Origin of the sequence: Bacillus sp. F2HM, assembly GCF_019266135.1 — a bacterium.
GTDB lineage: Bacteria > Bacillota > Bacilli > Bacillales > Bacillaceae > Bacillus > Bacillus safensis.
The window spans coordinates 39251-66103 of sequence record NZ_LRMO01000012.1; the positions used below are offsets into that span (position 1 = coordinate 39251).

Here is a 26853-nt window from a genome sequence, read left to right on the forward strand (position 1 = left end):
TTGACATACAAATATGACCCCTTTCAGCAGAAATCACCATATGCAATGACCATTCATGATTGGACGAACATGACATGTTCTGGTAAAGAGGTATTGGCCGGGTTTACAACAAAAAATGGCGGCTTCAGCCTACCTCCATATCAATCATTGAACACTGGACTCCATGTAGGAGATGATGCTTCTAGTGTTCAAAGGAATCGTCAAGTCATAGCAGATGCTGCTGCTGTGCCGCTCTCTGATTGGGTGTTTGCAGACCAAACACACGAGGATCGCATCCTGAAAGCCACCAAGGAGCAAAGAGGAAGAGGAAGTCTTCATTATCATGAGGCACTGCCTGGTACAGACGGTTTATATACGTCTGAGACGAACATGATGCTCGCTCTTTGTTTCGCTGATTGTGTTCCGCTTTATTTTCTAGCTCCGCAAAACGGATTAATTGGAACGGCTCATGCCGGCTGGAAAGGAACCGTCAAGCAAATTGGTGCAAAGATGGTTGATGTATGGGTCAGCCAAGAAGGTGCCAAGGCCGATCATATTCAAGTCGTCATTGGACCATCCATTGGCAGCTGCTGCTACATAGTCGATGACGCAGTCATGGATCAAGTGAAACAGCTTCCTTTTTCAACAGAGGATGTGTATTCCGAGATTTCACCAGGACAATATAAAATTGATTTGAAAACATTAAACAAAAACGTATTGCTTCATGCAGGAATAAAAGAAGAAAACATACATGTCAGTTCGATGTGCACAAGCTGCAATGATCAGCTTTTCTTCTCACACCGGCGTGATCAAGGGAAAACAGGACGTATGATGTCTTTTGTCGGGTTTAAGGAGGCATAAGTGCAATTGAATGTACGAGAGAATCTCAGACAAATAAATGAACAAATACACGAAGCATGTAAAAGAGCCGGTAGACAACCAGCAGATGTATCGGTCGTCGCTGTGACAAAGTATGTCTCCATTGAACGAGCACAAGAAGCCAAAGAAGCAGGAATTATGCACTTTGGTGAAAATCGTGACCAAGGGTTACTTGAAAAGCAGGCGGCCATAACCGATGAAAACATTAGCTGGCACTTCATCGGCAGTTTACAGACGCGAAAAGTGAAATCTGTCATTCAGACAATTGACTACTTACATTCGCTTGACAGAATGTCTCTTGCGAATGAAATTGAAAAAAGAGCGGATCACACAGTTCGCTGTTTTGTACAAGTGAACACATCTCTTGAGGAGTCAAAACACGGCTTGAAAAGTGAAGACGTCATTCCATTTGTAAAGCAGCTAGCTGATTTCAAACAGATTGAAATTGCTGGACTGATGACGATGGCTCCATTTACAGATGATCACACTGTGATTCGCAACTGTTTTAAAACATTAAAAAATCTTCAAGAAGAAGTAAAACATCTTAACCAAGTAAATGCACCTTGTCAGCATTTATCGATGGGCATGTCAAATGATTTTGAAATCGCAATTGAAGAAGGTGCGACATTCGTTCGGATTGGCTCTTCACTTGTTGGAAATGAAACAGGAGGTGCGTGACATGAGCATAAAAAATAAGTTTAAAAGCTTTTTCACTCTCGACGATGAAGAGTATGAGTACGAATATATTGATGAAGAAAGAGAACCCGTTCAAGAAGAAAAAGGAACGAAGGACAAAGCAGCATTTCAAGATCGCCCGCAGACAGGAAAACAAAATGTCGTCAGCTTGCAAAGCGTGCAAAAATCCTCTAAAGTGGTGTTAAGTGAGCCGCGTGTTTATGCAGAGGCGCAGGAGATTGCAGACCATATTAAAAACAGACGTGCAGTCGTCGTGAATTTGCAGCGCATTCAGCATGATCAAGCAAAGCGAATCATTGACTTCTTAAGCGGAACCGTTTATGCAATCGGTGGAGACATCCAGCGTATTGGCTCGAATATATTCCTCTGCACACCTGATAATGTAGATGTATCTGGTACAATATCAGAGCTATTGACAGAGGAAGAACCTCAGAGGTGGTAAATCAAGGTGACTCTATATCTTATCTTTAAAACCTTACAAAGTATATTGACGCTTTATCTTTTCTGTATCATTATCTACATTTTTATGTCATGGGTGCCATCTACTAGAGAAACAAAGATAGGCCGTTTTCTGACAAATATTTGCGAACCGTATTTAGAACCATTTCGTAAAATTATTCCGCCAATCGGCATGATTGACATCTCGCCGATTGTGGCATTGCTTGTGATTCGTTTTGCATCATCATATGGACTAACTGGTCTTTACAATATGATTGTGCGCTTCATGTAAACAGGCTGCCGGGCTTGGCACTGCCAGGCTCTTTTACATAAGAGGGGAACAAAATGAGCGATATCTATCAGCATTTTAGAAAAGACGAACAGCCATTTGTCGACCAAGTGTTAGGCTGGAAAAAAATCGCACTCGACCAATATCGAATGAAATTAACAGATTTCCTTGATCCGCGTGAGCAATTTATTACTGAGTCCGTCATCCAGCATGGCGAAGAACTTGGGATCATGTTTTTTGGCGGGTATGAGGGAGCGGAGCGCAAAAGAGCCCTCATTTATCCTGATTATTTAGAACCTTCTATTCAAGATGTTGAGCTGTCATATTTTCAGGTGAACTATGCGAAAAAGTTTATTTCTTTAGAACACCCGAAGCTTCTCGGCTCATTGATTGGGACAGGCTTGAAGCGTCAAAAATTCGGAGATCTATTATTTTCAGAGGAAGATGTGCAGTTTATTTGTACAAGTGATGTCGCCGATTTTGTGCGGGCGCAGCTGACTCATGTCGGCAGAGCAGCCGTTTCATTAGAGGAAATCACGCAGGCAGAAATAAAGCCAGTGATCACGAAGACTGATATCAAAGAAGATACCATTTCTTCACTTCGGCTTGATGCTGTATGTGCTGCTGTCAGCCGTCAGTCTCGGCAAAAAGCACAGCTTTTAGTCAAAAATGGGCTTGTCAAAGTCAATTGGAAAGTCACAGAGGACCCTTCTTTTACAATCGGTGAAGGCGATCAGCTCTCTGTTCGGGGATTTGGCCGCTTTAGCCTCAAAACGATTGATGGGAAGACCAAAAAAGATAAGTTCAAAGTAACATTTGAGCTTCTGACATAACGAACTTGAATCTGGAGGTGGCGAGGTTGCCATTAACACCTAATGATATTCATAATAAAACGTTCACAAAAAGCTTTCGCGGCTATGATGAAGATGAAGTAAACGAGTTTTTAAGCCAAGTACGTAAAGACTACGAGATCGTACTTCGTAAAAAGAACGAGCTTGAAGACAAAGTAAATGAGCTTGATGAAAGACTAGGTCATTTTGCAACAATTGAAGAGACATTAAACAAATCGATTCTTGTGGCGCAGGAAGCAGCAGAAGACGTAAAACGTCATTCTGATAAAGAAGCAAAATTGATTATTCGTGAAGCAGAGAAAAATGCAGACCGTATTATCAACGAAGCGCTGTCAAAATCAAGAAAAATTGCAATGGAAATCGAAGAGCTGAAGAAACAGTCGAAGGTCTTTAGAACTCGTTTCCAAATGCTCATCGAAGCGCAGCTTGATCTTCTGAAAAATGACGATTGGGATCATTTACTGGAATATGAAGTAGACGCTGTCTTTGATGAAAAAGAATAAGCGCATCATCTTGACATGACGTGCTCATGTTGCATATAATACCATCATAAATTAACAAGAGATAAACGTTTGAAAGGGACACTCGCAGCTGTCACATGCGTAATAAAGCGAATCAGGGATGGTGGAAGCCTGACATTACGAGACGCTGCAATGAGATCACCCCTTTAGTTCCTTTTCTGAAAAAACCAGTAAGAAAAGGCGTCTGATCACGTTACGATTTTTGAGTGGATAAGCGGCTCTTTCATATCGCTTGTCTAAAAGGGTGGTACCGCGAGACAAGCCTTCTCGTCCCTTATGGGATGAGAGGGCTTTTTTTATTGTTTTTTAATCAGAATTTGCATGTGGAGGAATGGGTATGAACTACAAAGACACCTTATTAATGCCGAAAACAGAATTCCCGATGAGAGGGAACTTGCCGAACAAAGAGCCTGAAATCCAAGAGGAGTGGGCAGAGAAAGACATCTATCAAATGGTTTTAGAGCGGACTAAAGGACGCCCGACGTTTATTTTGCATGATGGACCTCCATATGCGAATGGTGACATTCATATGGGGCATGCACTTAATAAAATCCTAAAAGATTTTATCGTCCGTTTTAAATCAATGAACGGATACCATGCACCGTACGTACCGGGCTGGGATACACACGGGTTGCCAATTGAAACAGCTCTCACTAAAAATAAAAAAGTCAAACGCAAAGAAATGTCTACAGCAGAATTCCGCAAACTATGCGAGGAGTATGCTTGGAAACAAATTGAAGGTCAGCGCAGCCAGTTTAAGCGATTAGGCGTCAGAGCAGACTGGGACAATCCATATGTCACATTAAAGCCTGAATACGAAGCGCAGCAAATTCTTGTCTTTGGTGAAATGGCGAAGAGAGGCTATATCTATAAAGGATTAAAGCCTGTTAACTGGTCTCCTTCAAGTGAATCAGCCCTCGCTGAAGCGGAAATTGAATATAAAGACAAACGTTCACCATCCATTTACGTTTCGTTTAAAGTAAAAGATGGCAAAGGCGTTCTTGAAAACGGCGAACAATTCATTATCTGGACAACAACACCTTGGACGCTTCCTGCAAACCTTGGCATTTGTGTTCATCCAAACTTAGAGTACAGTGTTCTTCAAGTCGGTGCTGAGCGTTATGTCGTTGCATCTGAACTAGTTGAACAAGTAGTAAAAACACTCGGCTTTGAAGAATGCGAAGTTGTGAAAACATTAAAAGGTAAAGAATTAGATAAAATCGTTGCAGCACATCCAATTTACGATAGAGATTCTCTTGTGATGCTTGGCGATCACGTGACAACTGATGCGGGAACAGGCTGTGTTCACACAGCACCAGGCCACGGGGAAGATGACTTTATTGTCGGTATGAAATACGGTCTTGATGTGCTCTGTCCAGTAGATGAAAAAGGTGTGATGACAGATGAGGCGCCTGGTTTTGAAGGACTATTCTATGAGGATGCTAATAAAGCCATCACAGAACAGCTTGAAGCAAAAGGTGCGCTGAAAAAGCTCGACTTTATCACGCACTCCTACCCGCATGACTGGAGAACGAAAAAACCAACGATTTATCGTGCGACAGCTCAGTGGTTTGCATCCATTAAAGATTTTAGAGAAGCGTTATTAGACAATATTAAAGAAACAAAATGGGTTCCAGCATGGGGAGAAACACGCCTGTTCAATATGGTGCGTGACAGAGGTGACTGGTGTATTTCAAGACAGCGTGTATGGGGCGTTCCAATTCCGGTCTTTTATGCGGAAAATGGTGAGCCGATCATCACGGACGAAACCATTCAGCATGTATCTCAATTATTTAGAGAGCATGGCTCAAATATTTGGTTTGAAAAAGAAGCAAAAGAGCTATTGCCAGAAGGCTTTACACATCCAGGCAGCCCGAATGGTGAATTCACAAAAGAGCAGGACATCATGGATGTATGGTTTGATTCCGGTTCTTCTCACCAAGCTGTTTTAGAAGAAAGAGACGACCTAGTCCGTCCGGCAGATCTTTACCTTGAAGGCTCTGACCAATATCGCGGCTGGTTTAACTCCTCTTTATCAACAGCAGTTGCTGTCACTGGAAAAGCACCATATAAAGGTGTCCTAAGCCATGGCTTCACGCTTGATAAAGAAGGACGTAAGATGAGTAAATCATTAGGCAATACGATTGATCCAACGAAGGTCGCGAAGCAGCTTGGTGCAGAGATTCTTAGACTTTGGGTATCTTCTGTCAACTATCAAGCCGATCATCCAGTGTCTGATGATATTTTGAAACAAGTAGCAGAAGTCTATCGTAAGATCCGTAACACCTTCCGCTTCCTGCATGGGAACTTATTTGACTTTGACCCAGCAGTTAATGCCGTGCCGGTAGAAGAGCTTCGCGAAGTGGATCAATACATCATGATCAAATTAAACAAATTGATTGATAAAGTGAAAAAAGCTTATGATGATTACGAATTTGCGGTCGTATATCATGCGATTCACAATTTCTGTACGATTGAGCTCAGCTCTTTCTATCTCGATTTTGCAAAGGATGTCGTCTACATTGAGCATGCCGATCATCCAGACCGCCGCAGCATGCAGACTGTCTTCTACGAAACATTAATGGCTTTAGTGAAGCTGACTGCACCAATTCTTCCGCATACCGCAGATGAATTATGGAGCCACTTAAGCTTTGTTGAAGAGCCAAGTGTTCAGTTAACAGATATGCCAGAAGGTGTGCTAGTTCCTCAAGCTGAAGCGACAGAAGCGAAGTTTGACCGCTTTATGGAAGTACGTGACGATGTGCTAAAAGCGCTGGAGATTGCGCGTAACGAGAAAGTCATCGGACGTTCACTTGAAGCAAGTGTGACGCTTTATGCGACAGATGAAGTGAAAAACCTTCTTGCATCCATTAAAGAAGATGTGAAGCAGCTCTTTATCATCTCTGAATTAACGGTAGAAGATGAGCAGCATGCAGATGCATCAGCGCCTGAATATACATCAGGACGAATTGTGGTTCAAAAAGCAGAAGGAGAACTATGCGAGCGTTCCCGCATTATTTCAAAAGACGTTGGTGCAAATCCGAAATACCCAACATTGTCGCTGAAAAATGCTGAAATCGTGGAGAAATATTACCAAAATTAACAATGCGATATCACAAGCTGGCGCCCCGTCATATGCGGGGCGTTTTCTTTTATGAGAAAATGACAGCGTTTAGAACGAAAGGAAAAATCTTATGGCTTTAAAGTAACCAGGCGGGGCAACAATATGATTATCACGACAGGGCAGGAGTTGAAATAGCGACATGAATGGCGATCTAGAGACGATTTACACGGAACTCCTTCAAATGAAAGAAGAGCTGCAATCTAAACTGTTTGAATACGCATCATTTCGTTCACCCGCTGAGCATGTCACATTGAATGAGGTCAAAACGACCACGCTTCTTTATCACATCAAAGAAGAGCTGCAAGATGTGTCTCTCGCTATTGCAAAAATCGAACAAGGAACCTATGGCATATGTGAGGCAACAGGAGATGTGATTCCGCTTGAACAAATGAGTATTCTTCCTACCGCCCGCACGGCTGACGACTTTTTATATCATAAGCAATACGAGAAAAAAGCATTCACTCCTTATCCTTACGAATCAAATGATTCTCATTTTGAAGCCTTCCACATGTAGGGAGGTTTTTGTCTGTCAACTAAAGTTTCTTTACTCCTTCCTGTTTTCTTGATAAAATGCTTAAAGATCAAAGTATGAAGATGGAGGAACGTGTGTGTTCTATTACATAATCGCATTCGTTATCATTTGTTTAGACCAATTAACAAAATGGCTCATTGTCAAAAATATGATGCTCGGTGATTCTGTTCCAGTCATTGATGGATTCTTTTATATCACGTCTCACCGAAATTCAGGAGCCGCATGGGGAATTCTCCAAGGACAAATGTGGTTTTTCTATGTGATCACACTCGTTGTTATTGCGGGAATTGTTTATTACTTACAAAAACATGGACAAAAGGACAAGCTGCTGGGAGTAGCGCTGGCCTTAATGCTTGGCGGAGCGATCGGAAACTTTATCGACCGTATTTTCCGTCAGGAAGTGGTTGATTTTGCTCATTTCGTATTTGGGGATTATCACTACCCAATTTTTAATATTGCAGATTCTTCTCTCTGTGTAGGGGTTATTCTGCTCTTCATTCAAATGCTGTTAGATGGAAAGAAAAATAAGGAGTCAACTACATGAATCAAGTAAATATTGCCGTTTCACAAGAACAAACGAGTGAACGGCTAGATAAATTTCTAAGCACGACAGAACCAGAATGGTCAAGAACCCAAGTCCAGCAATGGGTAAAAGATGGGCTGATCGAAGTAAACGGGAAACAAGTAAAGGCCAATTACAAAGTACAAGCTGGGGATCAAATCAAAGTGGAGATTCCAGATCCGGAAGCGCTAGATGTAGAAGCAGAACCAATGGATCTTGATATTTATTATGAGGATGCAGATGTGTTAGTCGTAAATAAACCACGAGGAATGGTCGTTCATCCAGCGCCGGGTCATGTGTCAGGAACACTTGTAAATGGACTGATGGCACATTGCAAAGACTTATCAGGGATTAACGGTGTGATGCGTCCTGGAATTGTCCACCGAATTGATAAAGATACGTCTGGGCTGTTAATGGTCGCAAAAAACGATATGGCACATGAGTCACTCGTTAATCAGCTGGTGGCTAAAACTGTCACTAGAAAGTATACGGCTGTTGTCCACGGTATTATCCAGCATGATACAGGCACAATTGATGCACCAATTGGCAGAGACAAAAAAGACCGCCAAAGCATGACGGTCACAAAAGAAAATGCAAAACAGGCCGTTACTCACTTTGATGTGATTGAACGCTTTAAAGACTTTACGGTTGTCGAATGCCGTCTTGAAACGGGAAGAACACACCAAATTCGTGTTCATATGAAATATATCGGCTACCCTCTTGCAGGAGATCCGAAATATGGGCCGAGAAAAACAGTCGATTTTAATGGACAGCTGCTGCATGCAGGTGTTTTAGGATTTGATCATCCTAGAACAGGAGAATATATCGAGTTCACAGCACCAATTCCAACTGATATGCGGGGCTTTATCGATTCATTAAGAAATAACGATTGACAGGCCGTTCTTTTTTTGAAATAATAAACAAAGAAATTGAGATTCTTTAAAACAGTCCAGAGAGGCTGAGAAGGATAACGGATCAATTTGTGCACGCGTATGCACAAATGAACGCCCCTCTCTGCCCTTTGCAGAAGGGGCTTTTTATTTGTCAAAAAGAGGTGTAATAGATGGAACAAAAAGCAGTCATTCTTGATGAACAAGCGATCAGACGAGCGCTTACCCGAATTGCACATGAAATGATTGAGCGCAACAAAGGGATGAAGGATGTCATCCTTGCCGGGATCAAGACAAGAGGCATACATCTTGCTAAGCGCCTTGCAGAGCGCATCGAGCAAATTGAAGGGAATCCAGTCACTGTGGGTGAACTTGATATTACGCTATACCGTGATGACCTGACAAAAAAGACAGACAACCAAGACCCGCTTGTAAAGGGTGCAGATATACCAGCTGACATTAATGACAAAACACTCATTGTTGTTGACGATGTCCTATTTACAGGCAGAACCGTGAGAGCAGCTATGGATGCCCTTGTGGATGTAGGAAGACCATCTTCCATTCAACTGGCTGTGCTTGTCGACCGAGGACACCGGGAGCTGCCGATTCGAGCGGATTACATCGGGAAAAACATTCCGACTTCAAAAGCAGAGACAGTCATGGTTCAGCTCAATGAAGTAGATCAAAACGACCTTGTCGCTATATATGAAAAATAACCTTTTTAAATGCATTCCAGAGAGTTTGCAAAGAGGGCAATAACAGAGACACCGAGCACACGGCTAACATGACGTGTCCGGTTTATCTAGGCCTCTTTGCGCATACTCGCAAAGAGGCTTTTTTAATGAAAAAGGACACATCTAGGAGGAAAATCATGAGTCAGCAAAAAGCCAATTTAGGCATTCGAGATATCCCAAAACCATTCACATGGCTGTCACTTAGCCTGCAGCATTTGTTTGCGATGTTTGGTGCGACCATTCTTGTACCAAAAATCATTGATATGAGTCCAGCCGTCGCGCTCATCTCAAGCGGAGTGGGAACGATTGTTTACTTAATCATCACAAGAGGACAAATTCCGGCGTATCTTGGATCGTCCTTTGCCTTCATCGCCCCCATACTGAATGTGAAAGCAACAGGCGGCCCTGGAGCCGCAATGGTTGGCGCCTTCATGGCGGGTGTCGCTTATGCACTCATCGCCCTATTCATTAAATGGCTCGGCACAGGCTGGCTGATGAAGCTTCTGCCGCCGGTTGTCGTAGGACCAGTCATTATGGTCATCGGACTCGGACTCGCTGGAACAGCAGTCAACATGGCGATGTATGTTGATCCGAATGCAACCGAGCTTGTTTACAGCCTCAAGCACTTAATGGTCGCTGGCTTCACACTGGCTGTCACCATTATCAGTATGATTTTCCTAAGAGGATTCCTTAGCTTAATCCCAGTATTAATCGGCATCATCAGCGGCTATCTCTTTGCCTTAACTCAAGGCATTGTGAACTTCCAGCCGGTCATTGACGCAAAATGGTTTGCTGTACCAGACTTTGTCGTGCCATTTGTCGACTATACACCTGCTGTGACCTTAAGCATTCTCACAGTGATGGTACCGGTTGCCTTTGTGACAATGTCTGAGCATATCGGCCACCAAGTGGTGTTAAGTAAGGTCGTAGGACAAGATTTTATTAAAAAACCAGGTCTTCACCGCTCCATTTTAGGAGACAGTGCGGCGACGATCTTCGCTTCACTTATTGGCGGACCGCCAACAACAACTTATGGAGAGAACATTGGCGTACTAGCCATCACAAGAGTGTTCAGTATCTTCGTCATCGGCGGAGCAGCCGTGTTTGCGATCTGCTTCGGTTTTGTAGGAAAAATTTCAGCATTAATCAGTACAGTGCCGTCCGCGGTGATGGGGGGCGTTTCGTTCCTGCTCTTTGGAATCATTGCTTCAAGCGGCCTGAGAATTCTGATTGATCATAAAGTGAATTTTGAAGAAAAGCGTAATCTCATTATCGCATCAGTCATCCTAGTCATTGGGATTGGCGGGGCATTCATTGAGGTGAAACAAATCAATCTCACCCTATCTGGAATGGCACTTGCTGCGATTACGGGTGTCCTGTTAAATCTGATCCTGCCGCATCAAAAAGCAGAAGATGACAACTCAAATGAATCAAATACAGAAAACCTTTTAAAAGAAGTCCAGTGAGGCTGACAAGGGTTCTAAATGGAGCAGGATGCACAAAAGTGCCGCTGCTTCTTTTGGAGAACCCTAAGCTGCCGAGGCTTAGGGTTTTTTTGAACCTGAAAGTGATGAAAAACTAGAGGGGGAAGAAAAAATGAATGATTTATCGACAATGAGCAGCTTATCAAAAGAAGAGATTTTACAGCTGATTGAAGAAGCAGCTGCACTCAAAAAGGGGAAACAAGAACATGGATTAGCCGGAGAATTTGTGGCAAACCTTTTCTTTGAACCAAGCACAAGAACACGTTTTAGCTTCGAAGTAGCCGAGAAGAAACTAGGGATGAATGTCCTGAGCTTAGATGCGGCAAGCACCTCCGTTCAAAAGGGCGAAACACTTTACGATACGGTAAAAACACTCGAATCGATCGGAGTAAAGGCATGTGTGATCAGAGACAGCACCGATGAATATTATAATGAGCTGATCGGGAAGGTTGGAATTCCCATCATCAATGCAGGAGATGGCTGCGGACAGCATCCAACCCAATCACTGCTTGACCTCATGACCATCTTTGAAGAGTTTGGCGGCTTTGAAGGCTTAACAATTTCGATTCATGGAGACATCAAACATAGCAGGGTGGCAAGATCAAATGCTGAGGTTCTCTCAAGGCTGGGAGCGACAGTCCTCTTTTCAGGACCTGCTTCCTTCCAGGATGAACAAAACCCTCACGGAATGTATGTCCAAGTAGATGAAGCCATCGCACAATCTGATGTGGTGATGCTGCTTAGAATCCAGCATGAACGGCACGCTGAAAAAATGGGCAGTGAAGATTACTTATCAACTTATGGATTAACAGTAGACAGAGCAAACAAAATGAAAGAACGAGCGATTATTATGCATCCAGCACCAGTAAACAGAGGTGTTGAAATAGATGATTCATTAGTAGAGTCCAAGCAGTCAAGGATTTTCAAACAAATGGAAAATGGTGTTTATATCCGAATGGCCGTATTAAAAAGAGCTTTTCAAGATAGCACACTACATCAAAAAGGGAGAGATTCTGTCTATGTCATATCTCATTAAAAACGGTTTTATCTTAACAAGCACAGGTGAAAGAGTGCAGCAGGATATTAGGGTAAAAGGAAAAGTGATTCAAGCGATTGGACACCTAGAAAGAGAAGACGGAGAAGAGGTTATTGATGCAGCAGGGCTATTTGTGTCACCAGGCTTGATCGATCTGCATGTGCATTTAAGAGAGCCAGGCGGAGAGAAAAAGGAAACGATTGAAACAGGCTCTAAAGCAGCCGCACGAGGCGGATATACGACGATTGCAGCGATGCCGAATACAAGGCCGGTTCCAGATACAAAAGAGCAAATGGAATGGCTGATGAATCGAATCGAAGAGACCTCATCTGTGAGAGTGCTGCCATACGCCTCCATCACAACGAGACAAATTGGGGAAGAAATGACGGATTTTGCAGCACTAAAAGAAGCAGGCGCCTTTGCTTTTACAGATGACGGTGTTGGCATCCAAACAGCAGGCATGATGTACGAAGCGATGAAACAGGCAGCAAGTCTTGATCAAGCGATTGTGGCGCACTGTGAAGATAACTCGCTCATTTACGGCGGGTGCGTTCATGAAGGAGAATTTTCAAAAGAAAATGGGTTAAACGGAATACCGTCCATTTGTGAATCGGTGCATATTGCAAGAGATGTTCTTTTAGCAGAAGCAGCGAACTGTCATTATCATGTATGTCATATCAGTACGAAAGAATCTGTGCGGGTCGTACGCGATGCAAAAAAAGCAGGCATCCGTGTGACGGCTGAGGTGTCACCGCATCACCTGCTGTTGTGTGATACGGACATTCCAGGTCTTGATACAAATTATAAAATGAACCCGCCGCTCAGAGGAAAAGAGGATCGCAAGGCATTGATCGAGGGACTGTTAGATGGAACGATTGATTTCATCGCAACAGACCATGCGCCGCATACAGAAGAAGAAAAGAACGAAACCATGCAGCGTGCCCCGTTTGGAATTGTGGGACTTGAAACAGCGTTCCCGCTTCTCTATACACGATTTGTCAAAACAGGCGAATGGACTTTAAAAGAACTCGTTGATTATATGACAATTAAACCAGCAGAAGCATTTTCTCTTCCATACGGAAAGCTTGAAGAAGGGCACATAGCTGATATCACACTCATTGATTTAAACAAAGAAATGGCAATTGATAAAACAAGCTTCTTATCTAAAGGGCAAAATACACCGTTTGACAAATTGACTGTATCAGGATGGCCGGTCATGACACTTGCATCTGGGAAAGTCGTTTATGAAGAGGGGAGACTAGTAAAATGAAGAGACGCTTAGTGCTAGAAAACGGAACAGTATTCGAAGGAACAGGCTTTGGCAGCTTAGAACCATCAGTCGGAGAAGTCGTCTTTAATACAGGGATGACGGGCTATCAAGAAATTTTATCTGATCCATCATACTGCGGACAAATTGTCACACTGACTTACCCGCTTATCGGCAACTATGGCATTAACCGTGACGATTTTGAATCGATCACACCGTTTGTGAAAGGGCTGATTGTGAAAGAGCTTTGTGAAAAGCCCTCAAACTGGCGCTCTTCATATTCACTCGATGAATATTTAAAAATGAAAAACATTCCGGGGCTGAGCGGAATCGATACACGGAAGCTGACTAGAATGATTCGAAGTGCAGGGACTTTAAGAGGGGCATTTGCAGGACCTGATGAACAAGTAGAAGACGTTGTCCGCCGCCTTCAAACATTGCAGCTGCCAACAGATCAAGTGAGTCAAGTATCTGTGAAAAATGCGTACCCAAGCCCAGGCAGAGGAAAAAGAATTGTCCTTGTCGATTTCGGCATGAAGCACGGCATTTTGCGCGAGCTCAATAAACGTGACTGTGACGTCATTGTGGTACCATACAACATCACTGCAGATGAAGTGCTGCAGCTAAAGCCTGATGGCATCATGCTTTCAAACGGACCTGGAGATCCTGTGGATGTACCGGAAGCCGTTGAGATGATTCAGCAATTGATTGGAAAGGTGCCGCTCTTTGGTATATGCCTCGGACATCAATTATTTGCTCTAGCGTGCGGTGCAAGTACAGAAAAAATGAAATTTGGTCACAGAGGATCAAACCATCCGGTGAAAGAACTAGCAACTGGCAAGGTAACACTGACGTCTCAAAACCATGGCTACACGGTTAGCAGTATTAACGAAGACGTGCTCGAAGTCACACATATTGCCTTAAACGACAATACGATTGAAGGATTAAAACATAAAGAAGCACCAGCATTCACTGTTCAGTACCACCCAGAAGCATCACCGGGTCCAGAAGATGCAAACTACTTATTTGACCAGTTCATGGAAATGATTCATACGACTGAGAAAGAAGGGGAAGAAGTATGCCAAAACGCGTAGACATCAAAAAGATTTTAGTAATCGGATCAGGTCCTATCATCATCGGTCAGGCAGCGGAGTTTGACTATGCAGGTACACAGGCTTGCTTAGCACTAAAAGAAGAGGGCTATGAAGTCGTTCTTGTGAACTCTAACCCTGCGACCATCATGACAGATACAGAAATGGCCGACAAGGTATACATCGAACCACTGACACCAGAATTTTTAACACGAATCATTCGAAAAGAACGCCCTGATGCGATCTTGCCAACACTTGGCGGGCAAACTGGATTAAACCTTGCTGTTGAATTGTCAGACCTTGGTGTATTAGCTGAATGCGGCGTTGAAGTACTCGGTACAAAGCTGTCAGCCATCCAAAAAGCAGAGGATAGAGATTTATTCCGTAATTTGATGAATGAACTAAATGAGCCTGTACCAGAAAGTGAAATCATTCATAACCTGGAAGAAGCAATGGCGTTTACGGATCAAATCGGTTTCCCTGTCATCGTCAGACCAGCCTATACATTAGGTGGAACGGGCGGCGGAATTTGTACAAACGAGCAAGAACTGAAGGAAATCGTTGAAAACGGCCTGAAGCTAAGCCCAGTTACACAATGCTTACTTGAAAAAAGCATTGCAGGCTTTAAAGAAATTGAATATGAAGTCATGCGAGACAGCGGTGACCATGCAATCGTTGTTTGTAACATGGAAAACTTTGACCCTGTCGGTATCCATACAGGTGACAGTATTGTTGTAGCACCAAGCCAAACGTTAAGTGATCGTGAATATCAGCTGCTTCGCAATGTGTCGCTTAAGCTGATCCGCGCACTTGGCATAGAAGGCGGCTGTAACGTTCAGCTGGCACTTGATCCAAACAGCTTTCAATACTATATCATCGAAGTAAACCCGCGTGTGAGCCGTTCCTCTGCGCTTGCGTCAAAAGCGACAGGCTATCCAATTGCCAAATTGGCAGCGAAAATTGCAGTCGGGTTAACGCTTGATGAAATGATGAACCCAGTCACAGGTAAAACCTATGCAGCCTTCGAGCCGGCACTTGACTATATCGTTTCAAAAATACCGCGATGGCCGTTCGATAAATTTGAATCTGCCAACAGACGTCTTGGTACGCAAATGAAGGCAACTGGTGAAGTCATGGCGATCGGCCGCACATTAGAAGAGTCTCTTCTAAAGGCTGTACGTTCACTTGAAGCCGATGTGCATCACATTGAATTAAAAGATGAAGCAGACATCACAAATGAAGTGCTTGAAAAACGGATTATTAAAGCGGGAGACGAACGATTATTTTATATCGCTGAGGCGCTCAGAAGAGGCTATACAGTCGAACAAATACACGAATTCTCAAAAATTGATTACTTCTTCCTTCATAAACTGGAAGGCATCATCGCCTTTGAGAAGACATTAAAAGAAAACAAAGGCAATACAGACGTATTAAAAGAAGCGAAAGAAAAAGGCTTCTCAGATATCTACATTAGCCGCGAGTGGAATATGAACGAAGCGGATGTCTACAAGCTAAGACAAGAAGCAGGCATTGTACCTGTATACAAGATGGTGGATACATGTGCGGCAGAATTTGAATCAGAGACACCTTATTTCTACAGCACGTATGAAGATGAAAATGAATCAGAACGTACAGACAAGAAAAGCGTTATCGTATTAGGTTCAGGTCCTATCCGAATTGGACAAGGGGTTGAATTTGATTATGCGACCGTTCACTCTGTGTGGGCAATTAAACAAGCAGGCTATGAAGCGATCATTATTAACAACAATCCTGAAACGGTCTCAACAGACTTTAGTATTTCAGATAAGCTCTACTTTGAACCACTTACTGTAGAAGATGTGATGCATATCATCGACCTTGAACAGCCTGAAGGGGTTGTCGTTCAGTTCGGCGGGCAAACAGCGATCAACTTAGCAGATGAATTATCAAATAGAGGGGTTAAAATTCTTGGAACTTCTCTAGAAGACCTAGACCGCGCAGAAAACCGGGACAAGTTTGAACAAACGTTAGAAACACTCGGCGTGCCCCAGCCTAAAGGGAAAACAGCAACATCTGTGCCTGAAGCAGTAGCGATTGCCAATCAAATTGGCTACCCAGTCCTTGTCCGTCCTTCCTATGTATTAGGCGGCCGCGCGATGGAAATTGTGTATCAAGAAGCTGAGCTTCTTCACTACATGGAGAATGCGGTGAAGGTCAATCCGCAGCATCCAGTGTTAATTGACAAGTATTTGACAGGAAAAGAAATTGAAGTAGATGCCGTGTCTGATGGCGAAACTGTCGTGATCCCAGGCATTATGGAACACATTGAAAGAGCCGGAGTTCACTCTGGTGACTCGATTGCGGTCTATCCGCCGCAAACATTGTCTGAGGACATCAAAGCGAAGATCGCAGAATACACGATCAAGCTTGCAAAAGGACTCAACATTATTGGGCTTTTGAACATCCAATTTGTCCTATCAAAAGGCGAAGTGTATGTACTTGAAGTGAACCCGCGATCAAGCCGGACGGTTCCTTTCTTAAGTAAAATTACAGGCATCCCGATGGCCAACCTTGCGACAAAAGTCATCTTAGGAGAGAAGCTCAAAAATTATGGCTACGAAGAAGGGCTTCACACAGAGCAAGAAGGAGTGTACGTTAAAGTCCCAGTCTTCTCTTTTGCTAAATTAAGAAGAGTCGATATTACACTTGGACCTGAAATGAAATCAACAGGTGAAGTCATGGGGAAAGATGTCACGATCGAAAAAGCCCTATATAAAGGATTGATTGCGTCAGGCATTCAAATTCCTAATGACGGAACAGTACTTCTGACAGTCGCTGATAAGGATAAAGAAGAAGGACTTGAGATCGCAAGAAGATTCCATTCTATCGGCTATCATATTTTAGCAACGGAAGGAACGGCGAATTATTTAAAACAAGCCTCCATTCCATCAAGTGTGGTCGGCAAAATCGGAGAGGAAGGCAAAAATCTTCTCGATGTCATTCGAAACGGGGAAGCGCAATTTGTCATCAACACCTTAACAAAAGGAAAACAGCCGGCAAGAGACGGCTTTAGAATTAGACGTGAATCTGTTGAAAACGGAGTGGCCTGCTTAACGTCCCTAGATACTGCAGAAGCCATTTTAAGAGTGCTTGAGAGCATGACATTTAGAGCGGATGAAATGCCAGAAGTGAAAACGAATGCTGAGGTGACAGTAACGATATGAAAAAAGCATACTTGACGGTCGTCTCGAACCGAGAGATCGCTGATCATATTTACGAAATGACATTAAAAGGTGACCTTGTGAACTCCTTTCAAACGGCTGGACAATTTCTTCATCTAAAGGTCAGTGAATCCATGACACCGCTGCTGAGAAGACCGATCAGTATTGCCAACATTCATGCCGAGCAAAAAGAAGCAACCATCATTTACCGCGCAGAGGGAGACGGCACAAAGCTCCTCTCCCAAAAGCGGGAGGGAGAATCAGTCGATGTATTAGGTCCGCTTGGAAACGGGTACGATCCTTCAGTCGTCCAGCCCGGAGAGACGGCTTTACTAGTCGGCGGCGGAATTGGCGTACCGCCTCTATATGAACTGTCCAAGCGTTTAACGAAAAAAGGCGTCATCGTAAAGCATGTCCTCGGCTTTCAATCGAAAAAGGATGTATTTTACGAGGAGAAATTTCAAGCACTCGGCGATACGTTTATTGCAACGGTTGATGGCACATACGGTGCTAAAGGCTTTGTAACAGATGTGATAAAAGAGCAAAACCTGAGCTTTGATGTGCTGCTTTCCTGCGGTCCAACACCTATGCTAAAAGCGCTGAAAGACACGTATCCTGATAAGCCCGTCTACATTTCGATGGAAGAACGAATGGGCTGCGGAATTGGTGCCTGCTTTGCATGTGTCTGTCACACCGATCAGCTCGACAAACCTTACGTCAAAGTGTGTCTTGATGGACCTGTTTTTAAAGCAGAGGAGGTGGCATTGTCATGCTAAACGTTGAGTTACCCGGATTATCTTTAAAAAATCCAATTATCCCTGCATCAGGCTGCTTTGGATTCGGGAGAGAATTTGCATCCTTATATGACCTATCATTGCTGGGCGGTATCATGATCAAAGCCACAACCCTTGAACCGAGATTTGGCAATCCGACTCCAAGGGTAGCCGAGACAGGAGCCGGTATGCTCAATGCAATCGGCCTTCAAAACCCAGGTCTAAAAGGCGTGCTTGAAAATGAGCTGCCTTGGCTTGAGCAATTTGATACGCCTATTATTGCGAATGTTGCTGGCTCACAGGTTGATGATTATGTGGAAGTAGCCAAGCAAATCAGCCAAGCAAAAAATGTTCATGCCCTTGAACTGAATATTTCTTGCCCAAATGTGAAAACAGGCGGGATTGCCTTTGGTACAGATCCAAATATGGCGGCGTCATTGACAAAAGCGGTCAAGGAAGTCTCTTCTGTACCTGTCTATGTCAAGCTGTCACCTAACGTAGCCAATATTGTGGAGATTGCTCAAGCGATTGAAGCTGCTGGAGCAGATGGACTCACCATGATTAACACATTAATCGGTATGCGTTTAGATTTAAAAACAGGGAAACCCATCCTTGCCAATAAAACTGGCGGATTATCAGGACCAGCTGTCAAACCGGTCGCTGTGCGCATGGTACACGAGGTGAGTCAAGCGGTTTCTATTCCGATTATCGGGATGGGCGGGGTGCAAAGTGCTGAAGATGTACTTGAATTTTTACTAGCAGGTGCAAGTGCAGTAGCTGTCGGCACAGCCAATTTTGTGAATCCATTTATTTGCCCGGAAATCATTGAAGAGCTGCCAAATGTGTTAGCAGCATATGGATATTCATCTGTAGAGGAATGCATCGGAAGGAGCTGGAAACATGAAGCACTTGCCCATCATCGCGCTTGATTTTCCATCAGGACAGGAGGCCCACGCCTTTTTAGATCGTTTTGAAGGCACTCCATTATTCGTAAAGGTTGGCATGGAGCTGTTTTACCAAGAAGGTCCTGCCATCATTGACGCACTAAAAGAAAAAAATTGCCGTATTTTCCTTGATCTGAAGCTTCATGATATTCCAACAACCGTGCAAAAAGCGATGAACCGGCTTGCTACACTTGGTGTTGATTTGGTGAATGTGCATGCAGCCGGCGGGAAAAAAATGATGCAGGCTGCCGTAGAGGGGCTTGAAAGCGGAACCCCTGCCGGGCAAAATCGCCCGGGCATTATTGCAGTGACCCAGCTGACTAGTACGTCAGAAGACATGATGAGAAACGAATTACTCATTGACCGTCCGCTGCAAGAGACTGTTATCCGGTACGGACAATTAGCATATGAAAGTGGGCTGGACGGGGTTGTTTGCTCTGTTCATGAATCTAAAGCACTTCATGAACATATTTCACCATCCTTTCTCACTGTAACGCCAGGAATTCGCATGTCGAATGATCAAACCGATGACCAACAGCGCGTGGCGACACCTGCCTATGCAAAGGAGCAAGGTGTTTCACAAATCGTTGTCGGAAGATCAATCACAAAAGCTGATAAACCAATAGAAGCCTATCATCAAATTTTGAAAGAGTGGGAGTGACTGCCAGATGAAATCAAAAATTGCGAAACATCTATTACAAATCAAAGCGGTCTCATTAAAACCAGACGAACCGTTTACATGGGCGAGCGGTATAAAATCACCGATCTATTGTGATAACCGCCTGACATTGTCATATCCAGAAGTGAGACACGACATTGCTGAAGGTCTAAAAGATTTGATTCTCACTCATTTCAAGGGAGCAGAGGTTGTCGCGGGTACTGCAACAGCAGGCATTCCTCATGCGGCATTAGCAGCAGACCGCTTGAATATTCCTATGTGTTATGTTAGAAGTAAGCCGAAAGCACACGGAAAAGGAAATCAAATTGAAGGGGCCGTATCGAAAGGTCAAAAGGTTGTCGTCGTCGAAGACCTGATTTCCACAGGAGGCAGTGTGCTTGAAGTGGTCGCTGCTCTTCAAGATGAGGGCTGCGAGGTACTAGGAGTTGCCGCGATCTTCACATACGGACTGCCAAAAGCAGCGGCAGCATTTCAAGAAAAAAATATTCCATATGTCACCCTAACAGACTATGACACTTTGACAGACGTGGCACTTGAAATGAAAGCGATTGAGCCTGCTGCGATGAACAAACTAAAACGCTGGAGACAAGATCCATCCTCTGAATCTTGGATGGAAGAAACGGTCTGAAAAGTGAAAGCCCATCGTTAACAAAAGCTGTGCCTGCCCGCACGGCTTTTGTTATTTGGGTAAAAATAGTAAAATAGACTCAAATTTTAATAAAAACTAATCCTATCAACAAAGTCGGGTTGACTTTTGTTTGAATTGTGTTAATATTTAAGACAAATTGAAACTCTTATCCAGAGAGGTGGAGGGACTGGCCCGATGAAACCCGGCAACCTGCGATTCGCAAGGTGCTACTTCCTGCAAAATGATTCTATTTTGAAAGATAAGGAAATCGTGAGCTTCCTCATCTTTCTTTCGGACTGAAAGAAAGTTTTTTTATTTTAACGGTGAGGGGGAAGAGGAGATGGAAGTGAAACAAAATCAGGATGAGGACTTAGTAAAGCATATGCAAGAACTGATTGGGGATATGAAATTCGGTTCAATTATGTTAATTGTTCAGGACGGTCAAGTGATTCAGGTGGAAAAAAAAGAAAAAATTAGATTGAAGTAGTGCGGAAAATAGCAATATGAGCGGTACTCCGGAAGGGGAGAAATCATGTTAACTTATGAAAATTGGCAAGAGCCGTCCATTACATTTCAAGAGGATGATTTGTATAAAGGAGCCCTGTCTGTACTGAAATGGGCGTACGGTCATTATGGTGACCAGCTCGTATATGCGTGCAGCTTTGGGATTGAGGGCATCGTTCTAATTGATCTGATTGCAAAAGTAAAAAAAGATGCGAAAATTGTCTTTTTAGATACAGGTCTGCATTTTAAAGAAACATACGACACAATTGATGCGGTAAAGGAAAGATACCCAGGTTTAGACATTGAACTGAAAACGCCTGAGCTGACGGTTGAACAGCAAAATGAGCAGCACGGTGATCAATTATGGAAAACAAATCCCCAAAGCTGCTGCCATATGCGTAAGGTCATTCCGTTGCAAGAAGCCCTCTCTGGTTATCCAGCATGGCTTTCAGGTTTAAGAAGAGAGCAGTCACCAAAACGAGCAGGGACGAATTTCTTAAATAAGGATGAAAAATTCAAATCAGTAAAAGTATGTCCGCTCATCCATTGGACGTGGAAGGACATATGGAGATATGCATCTAGAGAGGAACTTGCTTATAATCCGCTGCATGACCAAGGATATCCAAGTATCGGCTGTGCACCGTGTACACAACCAGCATTTACTGCAGATGATCTGCGTTCTGGCAGATGGTCAGGCACAGCAAAGACAGAGTGCGGATTACATGAGTAAGGGAGCATAATGTATGGAAATCGCCGCAATTTTATTTAGTCTATTCTTTGCTTTAAACATAGGCGCAAGCGGAGCAGCTGCTTCTATGGGCATTGCGTATGGATCAGGTGCCATTCAAAAACCCATTTATGCACTCAGTTTTTGTGCAGTTGGGATTTTAGCAGGTTCAGTGATTGGCGGCGGTGAGGTCGTCAAAACGATCAGCTCTGGTATTATGCCAGAATCAGTCATTACACTTGAAATCGTTTGTATTATCATTGGTTCTGCTGCACTATCACTTTTCATAGCGAATCTGATAGCGATTCCTTTATCAACAAGTGAGGTCACAGTAGGGGCTGTGGTTGGTGTGGCAGTCGCGTATAAAGTACTGTTTGTGAAATCCATTTTAGTGATTGTGGCATTTTGGGTCATCATCCCGCTTTTCGCCTTTCTTTTTACCTTTGCAGTCGTCAAAATCATCAGAATGTTCCCTAAACGAAAGTTGTCTAAAAAAAGCACAGTTATTTTATCTGTCGTCTTAATCCTCAGCGGATTTTTAGAAGCATTTTCAGCCGGGATGAACAATGTGGCAAATGCGGTCGGCCCGCTCGTCGCTTCAGGCGTTTTGTCAGTTGGGCAGGGAACACTTTACGGTGGAATTTTCGTCGCAGCAGGGGCCCTCTTGCTAGGCAGAAGAGTGCTGGAAACAAACGGAAAGAAAATTACCCGCTATCAAACAGGCGAAGGGATTTTACTTTCGAGTACCGGTGCCGGGCTTGTCATCGTCAGCTCTATTTTTGGTCTGCCCGTTCCGCTTACGCAAATCACCTCCTCGTCTATTATCGGACTTGGAATGGCAAAAGGCGGGCCTAACATTTTTCACAAACATGTTGTGAAAAAAATGCTGAAAGTGTGGGTGGTGTCACCCTTCTTATCACTCAGCCTATCGTATTTGCTGGTGAGCCTTTTCTTAAAAGGAGACTATTACTCTATCTTTATCATGATGAGTGTACTGCTTGCCTCACTTGGTGCGCTGAGTCTGATGAAGGCAGTCAAAAATGAGAGCAGCTCTATTCATGAACAGGGCGGCGGGATTTAATCACAAATCCGACTATTAACATCTAATAAATAAGAACATTGAGAGGAAGATGAACAAATGAGTTTAACACCACATGGTGGCGTATTAATTAATCGAGTAAACGAAGAATATGATCTCAGCACAGCTGCAAAGGAAATTGAACTAGATGCAATCTCCTTTGCAGACCTTGAACTCATTGCAATTGGCGGATATAGTCCAATTGAAGGGTTTTTAACAAAAGCTGATTATGAAGCAGTTGTGAGCAGTATGCGGCTAGCAAGTGGTGTCGTTTGGTCTCTTCCTATTACACTGCCAGTGACAAAAGAAAAGGCGGCGGAAATCCATCAAGGCGATATCGTACGCTTATCCTATAATGGAACTGTATATGGGGTCATTGAAGTAGAGGATCAATACACACCAGATAAGGAAAAAGAAGCGGTGAATATCTATAAAACTGATGACCGCAATCATCCAGGTGTGAAAAAATTATTTGAACGCGGCGATACTTACATTGGCGGGAAAATTACACTGACGAAACGCAGTGAAAAACCATTCCCTCAATTTACGTATGAGCCAGAAGAAACAAGACGTCATTTTAAAGAAAACGGCTGGAAAACCATTGTTGGTTTCCAAACGAGAAACCCGGTTCATCGTGCGCATGAATATATTCAAAAAACAGCATTAGAAACGGTCGATGGTTTATTTTTAAATCCGCTTGTCGGTGAAACAAAATCTGACGACATCCCGGCAGATGTGAGAATGAAAAGCTATCAAGTGTTATTGAATGGTTATTATCCAAAAGACCGCGTCTTTTTAGGTGTTTTTCCTGCTGCAATGCGTTATGCTGGACCAAAGGAAGCGATATTTCACGCGCTTGTTCGGAAAAATTATGGCTGCACCCATTTTATTGTCGGAAGAGATCATGCAGGTGTTGGTGACTATTACGGCACATACGAGGCGCAGGAACTATTTGATCAATTTACAAGCGAAGAAATCGGCATTACTCCATTAAAATTTGAACACAGCTTCTACTGTAATACATGTGAAGCGATGGCCACACCAAAAACGTGTCCTCACGACAAAAGCGAGCATGTCATTCTTTCAGGTACAAAAGTTCGAACGATGCTAAGAAACGGTGAATTACCACCAAGCACGTTCAGCCGAAAAGAAGTCATTGAAACATTAATCGAAGGATTAAAAACGACGGTATCTTAATGGGAGGGTATGACATGAGCAACGAACATATCGTGTGGCATGATTCATCTATTACGAAAAAAGAATATCAACAGAAAAACAATCATACGAGCGGCATTATCTGGCTTACAGGTTTAAGCGGATCAGGTAAATCAACGATCGCAAATGCAGCTGCAAGAGAGCTGTTTGAACAAGGCTACCAAGTCACAGTTCTTGACGGCGATAACGTGCGGCACGGACTCAATAAAGATCTAGGGTTTTCAGATGATGACAGAAAAGAAAACATCCGCCGGATCGGAGAAGTGGCGAAATTATTTGTGGAGCAAGGAACGATTGTCATCACTGCTTTTATTTCTCCATTTCAAGAAGACCGACACATTGTCAGACAGTTGGTCGAAGATGGGGAATTTCACGAAGTGTTTGTCAAATGTGATCTGAACGTGTGTGAAGAGCGTGATCCAAAAGGGTTATATAAAAAGGCGAGAAACGGCGAAATTCCATTTTTTACTGGAATTGATTCACCGTATGAAGAGCCCGCTGCGCCTGAGCTCGTATTAGATACAGGTGAATTATCCCGTGAGGAATCAAAACAGCGTCTTGTTGATTATGTAAAAGGAACAACGAAATAATCGCCTGATGGCAGGGGGAGAAAAGCAAGATGGGGAAAGTATACATTGTGGGTGCTGGACCCGGGGATCCAGATTTAATTACATTAAAGGCCCATAAGGCAATACAGCAGGCAGATGTCATCTTATATGATCGTCTTGTCAATCAAGACATTCTCGCCCACGCCAAACCAGATGCGGAATTGATTTATTGCGGCAAGCTGCCAAATCATCATACAATGAGACAGGAAGCCATCAATGAAGCGCTTGTGGCTCATGCAAAGGAAGGGAGTATTGTCGTTCGGCTGAAAGGCGGAGACCCCTTTGTCTTTGGACGTGGCGGTGAAGAAATCGAATGCTTAGCTGAGCACGGAATTCCGTATGAGGTCGTCCCGGGAATTACTTCTGGAATTGCAGCGGCTGCTTATGCGGGCATCCCTGTGACACATCGTGAATTCAGCTCAAATGTTGCTTTTGTCACGGGTCACTATCAAAAGGATGAACATTTTGAAGAAAAGTGGGAGGCGCTGGCTACAGGAATTGATACTCTTGTGATTTACATGGGTGTCAAAAACGTGGAAAGGGTGCAGCGCCTGCTTTTGAAAAATGGACGGGACCCTGAAACTCCCGCTGCATTTATACACTGGGGAACCACAACGAGGCAAAAGACAACTTGCTGCACGGTGGCGACATTGTCTGAAACCGTTGAAAAAGAAGGGATCGAGCATCCAAGTTTAATTGTTGTTGGAGATGTCGTTCATTTTCATCAAAAGCTGAACTGGTTTGAACCCGCATTAATCGAGAAATGAGAATGATAGAGAAAAGACACGTGCATACATCGTGTCTTTTCGTCTGATGAAAACAAGTGAGAGGGAGGAGCTGCATGAAACAAGCTGTCCTTTATGTTGGGCATGGAAGCCGAGTAAAAGAAGCACAAGATAAGGCCATTTCTTTTATGAAGAGCTGTATGCCGTTGGTGAAAGCAGATATACAAGAAATTTGTTTTTTAGAGCTGACGGACCCTTCTATAGAAGAAGGATTTGAGGCCTGTGTGAAAAAAGGAGCGACACACATTGCCATTGTCCCGCTCCTCCTATTAACTGCCATGCATGCCAAATCGGATATCCCTGTCGAAATTGAGAAAGTGCGCGCACGTTTCCCGCAAGTGAAGGTCACATATGGAAAGCCAATCGGGGTGAATCAAGAAGTAACAAAAGCGGTTGCCGCAAGAATTGAAGAAGCAGGATATCAAGGCGAGCGGGCGCGGATTCTTTTAATTGGCCGCGGGAGCTCTGATCCGGATGTGAAGCGAGATGTGTTTGGCATTGCAGACGATGTCCGAAGTCTGCTTCCGCATGCAGAGGTTCTTCCGTGTTTTATTACAGCATGTGAGCCCAATTATCGAGATGTTCTCGCGCAGTTATCAGCAGATGACGATGGGCCTGTCTATATCGTTCCTTACTTGCTGTTTACCGGAATTTTAATGAAAGAAATTGAAAGTGAAGCCGCTCAGGCGAGAAAGCGGCTGAAAGATGTCCGGGTATGCCGGTATATTGGCTTTCATCCGTATGTTAAAGCGGCTTATATTGAACGCGTGCAAGAAACCATTTTAAACAAAGACGATGCGTTTCGTTTCCGAGGAGAAAGCCATGCTTCCAGTCCATCTTGATTTAACCAATAAACAAGTGGTCATTGCCGGCGGCGGATCGGTGGCGTTAAGAAGAGCAAAGGCGCTGTGCGCGGAGCCTTGCCATATAACCGTTGTGAGTCCTAATCTTTCTGAAGAGATGGCACACTTCATTGATACATACCAATTGAATTGGAAGGAAAAGAAGGTAGATGCTGAAGATTTGAAGGATGCATTTTTCATTGTAGCTGCGACAAATGACCCTTCGGTAAATGAATGGATCGCACAAATAGCACAGCCTCACCAGCTCGTGAATTGTGTGAGCCAATCAGAGCTAGGCAATGTGATGGTGCCGAAGGTTGTCAAAGCAGGAAAAGTGACGATTTCAGTCTCTACAAGCGGTGCAAGCCCCGCCCGGACAAAACAGCTGGCTGCGGCAATTGAATCCTTGCTTGAACAAGAGGATATTGACGCACTTGATGCCCTTTACATCGAAAGAAAAAAACGACAAAGAAAAAGCCGATAAATCCTCATGTCAG

The 26853-nt window shown here is 43.7% G+C and carries 28 protein-coding genes, 1 riboswitch and 1 other annotated feature; all 28 genes read left to right on the forward strand.

What is annotated here, in order from left to right:
* Positions 1-840 (forward strand): peptidoglycan editing factor PgeF, encoded by an 840-nt coding sequence (pgeF, locus tag AWT60_RS08965; protein WP_170871268.1) that lies wholly within the window; start codon positions 1-3, stop codon positions 838-840.
* A gap of 6 nt (positions 841-846) precedes the next feature.
* Positions 847-1536, forward strand: a complete 690-nt coding sequence (locus AWT60_RS08970; RefSeq protein WP_256928433.1) for a YggS family pyridoxal phosphate-dependent enzyme — start codon at positions 847-849, stop codon at positions 1534-1536.
* A gap of 1 nt (position 1537) precedes the next feature.
* The gene (gene sepF / locus AWT60_RS08975) at positions 1538-1996 is read left to right on the forward strand and encodes a cell division protein SepF (RefSeq protein WP_024424241.1); all 459 of its coding nucleotides are present in this window, start codon (positions 1538-1540) and stop codon (positions 1994-1996) included.
* Positions 1997-2002: 6 nt separating this feature from the next.
* On the forward strand, positions 2003-2284 hold the full coding sequence (locus tag AWT60_RS08980) for a YggT family protein (protein ID WP_218677148.1): 282 nt from the start codon (positions 2003-2005) through the stop codon (positions 2282-2284).
* A 53-nt stretch (positions 2285-2337) separates the two neighbouring features.
* Positions 2338-3114: a YlmH family RNA-binding protein gene (locus tag AWT60_RS08985; RefSeq protein WP_024424239.1), complete on the forward strand. Its 777-nt coding sequence runs from the start codon at positions 2338-2340 to the stop codon at positions 3112-3114.
* 26 nt (positions 3115-3140) lie between these two features.
* Positions 3141-3635 carry a DivIVA domain-containing protein gene (locus tag AWT60_RS08990; protein WP_008344947.1) on the forward strand — a complete coding sequence of 165 codons (495 nt, stop codon included), beginning with the start codon at positions 3141-3143 and terminating at the stop codon, positions 3633-3635.
* Positions 3636-3694: 59 nt separating this feature from the next.
* Positions 3695-3931 (forward strand) — a binding site (T-box leader).
* Positions 3932-3990: 59 nt separating this feature from the next.
* Positions 3991-6756, forward strand: coding sequence for an isoleucine--tRNA ligase (ileS, locus tag AWT60_RS08995; RefSeq protein ID WP_087975469.1), 2766 nt, complete (start codon positions 3991-3993; stop codon positions 6754-6756).
* A 160-nt stretch (positions 6757-6916) separates the two neighbouring features.
* Positions 6917-7291 carry a TraR/DksA family transcriptional regulator gene (locus AWT60_RS09000; RefSeq protein ID WP_024424237.1) on the forward strand — a complete coding sequence of 125 codons (375 nt, stop codon included), beginning with the start codon at positions 6917-6919 and terminating at the stop codon, positions 7289-7291.
* 94 nt (positions 7292-7385) lie between these two features.
* On the forward strand, positions 7386-7853 hold the full coding sequence (gene lspA, locus AWT60_RS09005) for a signal peptidase II (protein WP_024424236.1): 468 nt from the start codon (positions 7386-7388) through the stop codon (positions 7851-7853).
* Positions 7850-8764 (forward strand): RluA family pseudouridine synthase, encoded by a 915-nt coding sequence (locus tag AWT60_RS09010; RefSeq protein ID WP_087975468.1) that lies wholly within the window; start codon positions 7850-7852, stop codon positions 8762-8764. The genes lspA and AWT60_RS09010 overlap by 4 nt, the downstream gene beginning before the upstream one ends.
* 170 nt (positions 8765-8934) lie before the next feature.
* Positions 8935-9477 (forward strand): bifunctional pyr operon transcriptional regulator/uracil phosphoribosyltransferase PyrR, encoded by a 543-nt coding sequence (gene pyrR / locus AWT60_RS09015; RefSeq protein WP_024424234.1) that lies wholly within the window; start codon positions 8935-8937, stop codon positions 9475-9477.
* A gap of 155 nt (positions 9478-9632) precedes the next feature.
* Positions 9633-10961: a solute carrier family 23 protein gene (locus AWT60_RS09020; RefSeq protein WP_025092549.1), complete on the forward strand. Its 1329-nt coding sequence runs from the start codon at positions 9633-9635 to the stop codon at positions 10959-10961.
* A 130-nt stretch (positions 10962-11091) separates the two neighbouring features.
* Positions 11092-12015 (forward strand): aspartate carbamoyltransferase catalytic subunit, encoded by a 924-nt coding sequence (locus tag AWT60_RS09025; RefSeq protein ID WP_218677149.1) that lies wholly within the window; start codon positions 11092-11094, stop codon positions 12013-12015.
* Positions 11999-13285, forward strand: coding sequence for a dihydroorotase (locus AWT60_RS09030; protein ID WP_218677150.1), 1287 nt, complete (start codon positions 11999-12001; stop codon positions 13283-13285). The genes AWT60_RS09025 and AWT60_RS09030 overlap by 17 nt, the downstream gene beginning before the upstream one ends.
* Positions 13282-14376: a carbamoyl phosphate synthase small subunit gene (locus AWT60_RS09035; protein ID WP_024424230.1), complete on the forward strand. Its 1095-nt coding sequence runs from the start codon at positions 13282-13284 to the stop codon at positions 14374-14376. The genes AWT60_RS09030 and AWT60_RS09035 overlap by 4 nt, the downstream gene beginning before the upstream one ends.
* Positions 14361-17576: a carbamoyl-phosphate synthase (glutamine-hydrolyzing) large subunit gene (carB, locus tag AWT60_RS09040; protein WP_059377078.1), complete on the forward strand. Its 3216-nt coding sequence runs from the start codon at positions 14361-14363 to the stop codon at positions 17574-17576. Before AWT60_RS09035 ends, carB begins: the two co-directional genes overlap by 16 nt.
* Complete coding sequence (locus AWT60_RS09045; protein ID WP_218677151.1) at positions 17573-18349, forward strand: dihydroorotate dehydrogenase electron transfer subunit; 777 nt, start codon at positions 17573-17575, stop codon at positions 18347-18349. Before carB ends, AWT60_RS09045 begins: the two co-directional genes overlap by 4 nt.
* Positions 18343-19275, forward strand: a complete 933-nt coding sequence (locus AWT60_RS09050; protein WP_047202127.1) for a dihydroorotate dehydrogenase — start codon at positions 18343-18345, stop codon at positions 19273-19275. The genes AWT60_RS09045 and AWT60_RS09050 overlap by 7 nt, the downstream gene beginning before the upstream one ends.
* Entirely contained in the window at positions 19247-19951 is a 705-nt protein-coding gene (pyrF, locus tag AWT60_RS09055; protein ID WP_041084905.1) for an orotidine-5'-phosphate decarboxylase, read from the forward strand. Before AWT60_RS09050 ends, pyrF begins: the two co-directional genes overlap by 29 nt.
* 7 nt (positions 19952-19958) lie before the next feature.
* Positions 19959-20597, forward strand: a complete 639-nt coding sequence (gene pyrE, locus AWT60_RS09060; RefSeq protein ID WP_041084904.1) for an orotate phosphoribosyltransferase — start codon at positions 19959-19961, stop codon at positions 20595-20597.
* A gap of 163 nt (positions 20598-20760) precedes the next feature.
* Positions 20761-20863: riboswitch (SAM riboswitch) on the forward strand.
* Positions 20864-20979: 116 nt separating this feature from the next.
* Positions 20980-21084, forward strand: coding sequence for a DUF2292 domain-containing protein (locus tag AWT60_RS09065; RefSeq protein WP_373272905.1), 105 nt, complete (start codon positions 20980-20982; stop codon positions 21082-21084).
* A gap of 45 nt (positions 21085-21129) precedes the next feature.
* Positions 21130-21831 carry a phosphoadenylyl-sulfate reductase gene (locus AWT60_RS09070; protein ID WP_041084902.1) on the forward strand — a complete coding sequence of 234 codons (702 nt, stop codon included), beginning with the start codon at positions 21130-21132 and terminating at the stop codon, positions 21829-21831.
* A 13-nt stretch (positions 21832-21844) separates the two neighbouring features.
* The gene (locus tag AWT60_RS09075; RefSeq protein ID WP_041084900.1) at positions 21845-22909 is read left to right on the forward strand and encodes a sulfate permease; all 1065 of its coding nucleotides are present in this window, start codon (positions 21845-21847) and stop codon (positions 22907-22909) included.
* 57 nt (positions 22910-22966) lie between these two features.
* Positions 22967-24103 carry a sulfate adenylyltransferase gene (gene sat / locus AWT60_RS09080; protein WP_039178416.1) on the forward strand — a complete coding sequence of 379 codons (1137 nt, stop codon included), beginning with the start codon at positions 22967-22969 and terminating at the stop codon, positions 24101-24103.
* A 14-nt stretch (positions 24104-24117) separates the two neighbouring features.
* Complete coding sequence (gene cysC, locus AWT60_RS09085) at positions 24118-24711, forward strand: adenylyl-sulfate kinase (protein ID WP_044330722.1); 594 nt, start codon at positions 24118-24120, stop codon at positions 24709-24711.
* Positions 24712-24740: 29 nt separating this feature from the next.
* On the forward strand, positions 24741-25496 hold the full coding sequence (cobA, locus tag AWT60_RS09090) for a uroporphyrinogen-III C-methyltransferase (RefSeq protein WP_073979475.1): 756 nt from the start codon (positions 24741-24743) through the stop codon (positions 25494-25496).
* A gap of 74 nt (positions 25497-25570) precedes the next feature.
* Positions 25571-26356 carry a sirohydrochlorin chelatase gene (locus AWT60_RS09095; protein WP_073979476.1) on the forward strand — a complete coding sequence of 262 codons (786 nt, stop codon included), beginning with the start codon at positions 25571-25573 and terminating at the stop codon, positions 26354-26356.
* Complete coding sequence (locus AWT60_RS09100; RefSeq protein WP_041084894.1) at positions 26337-26840, forward strand: precorrin-2 dehydrogenase/sirohydrochlorin ferrochelatase family protein; 504 nt, start codon at positions 26337-26339, stop codon at positions 26838-26840. The genes AWT60_RS09095 and AWT60_RS09100 overlap by 20 nt, the downstream gene beginning before the upstream one ends.
* Positions 26841-26853: the final 13 nt, after the last annotated feature.

Bases quoted from the DNA above. Each gene is read 5' to 3' on its own strand.
- sepF (WP_024424241.1), top strand. From the start codon at position 1,538: ATGAGCATAAAAAATAAGTTTAAAAGCTTTTTCACTCTCGACGATGAA.
- AWT60_RS08985 (WP_024424239.1), top strand. From the start codon at position 2,338: ATGAGCGATATCTATCAGCATTTTAGAAAAGACGAACAGCCATTTGTC.
- ileS (WP_087975469.1), top strand. From the start codon at position 3,991: ATGAACTACAAAGACACCTTATTAATGCCGAAAACAGAATTCCCGATG.
- AWT60_RS09000 (WP_024424237.1), top strand. From the start codon at position 6,917: ATGAATGGCGATCTAGAGACGATTTACACGGAACTCCTTCAAATGAAA.
- AWT60_RS09010 (WP_087975468.1), top strand. From the start codon at position 7,850: ATGAATCAAGTAAATATTGCCGTTTCACAAGAACAAACGAGTGAACGG.
- pyrR (WP_024424234.1), top strand. From the start codon at position 8,935: ATGGAACAAAAAGCAGTCATTCTTGATGAACAAGCGATCAGACGAGCG.
- AWT60_RS09020 (WP_025092549.1), top strand. From the start codon at position 9,633: ATGAGTCAGCAAAAAGCCAATTTAGGCATTCGAGATATCCCAAAACCA.
- AWT60_RS09025 (WP_218677149.1), top strand. From the start codon at position 11,092: ATGAATGATTTATCGACAATGAGCAGCTTATCAAAAGAAGAGATTTTA.
- AWT60_RS09030 (WP_218677150.1), top strand. From the start codon at position 11,999: ATGTCATATCTCATTAAAAACGGTTTTATCTTAACAAGCACAGGTGAA.
- AWT60_RS09035 (WP_024424230.1), top strand. From the start codon at position 13,282: ATGAAGAGACGCTTAGTGCTAGAAAACGGAACAGTATTCGAAGGAACA.
- carB (WP_059377078.1), top strand. From the start codon at position 14,361: ATGCCAAAACGCGTAGACATCAAAAAGATTTTAGTAATCGGATCAGGT.
- AWT60_RS09045 (WP_218677151.1), top strand. From the start codon at position 17,573: ATGAAAAAAGCATACTTGACGGTCGTCTCGAACCGAGAGATCGCTGAT.
- AWT60_RS09050 (WP_047202127.1), top strand. From the start codon at position 18,343: ATGCTAAACGTTGAGTTACCCGGATTATCTTTAAAAAATCCAATTATC.
- pyrF (WP_041084905.1), top strand. From the start codon at position 19,247: ATGAAGCACTTGCCCATCATCGCGCTTGATTTTCCATCAGGACAGGAG.
- pyrE (WP_041084904.1), top strand. From the start codon at position 19,959: ATGAAATCAAAAATTGCGAAACATCTATTACAAATCAAAGCGGTCTCA.
- AWT60_RS09065 (WP_373272905.1), top strand. From the start codon at position 20,980: ATGCAAGAACTGATTGGGGATATGAAATTCGGTTCAATTATGTTAATT.
- AWT60_RS09070 (WP_041084902.1), top strand. From the start codon at position 21,130: ATGTTAACTTATGAAAATTGGCAAGAGCCGTCCATTACATTTCAAGAG.
- AWT60_RS09075 (WP_041084900.1), top strand. From the start codon at position 21,845: ATGGAAATCGCCGCAATTTTATTTAGTCTATTCTTTGCTTTAAACATA.
- sat (WP_039178416.1), top strand. From the start codon at position 22,967: ATGAGTTTAACACCACATGGTGGCGTATTAATTAATCGAGTAAACGAA.
- cysC (WP_044330722.1), top strand. From the start codon at position 24,118: ATGAGCAACGAACATATCGTGTGGCATGATTCATCTATTACGAAAAAA.
- cobA (WP_073979475.1), top strand. From the start codon at position 24,741: ATGGGGAAAGTATACATTGTGGGTGCTGGACCCGGGGATCCAGATTTA.
- AWT60_RS09095 (WP_073979476.1), top strand. From the start codon at position 25,571: ATGAAACAAGCTGTCCTTTATGTTGGGCATGGAAGCCGAGTAAAAGAA.
- AWT60_RS09100 (WP_041084894.1), top strand. From the start codon at position 26,337: ATGCTTCCAGTCCATCTTGATTTAACCAATAAACAAGTGGTCATTGCC.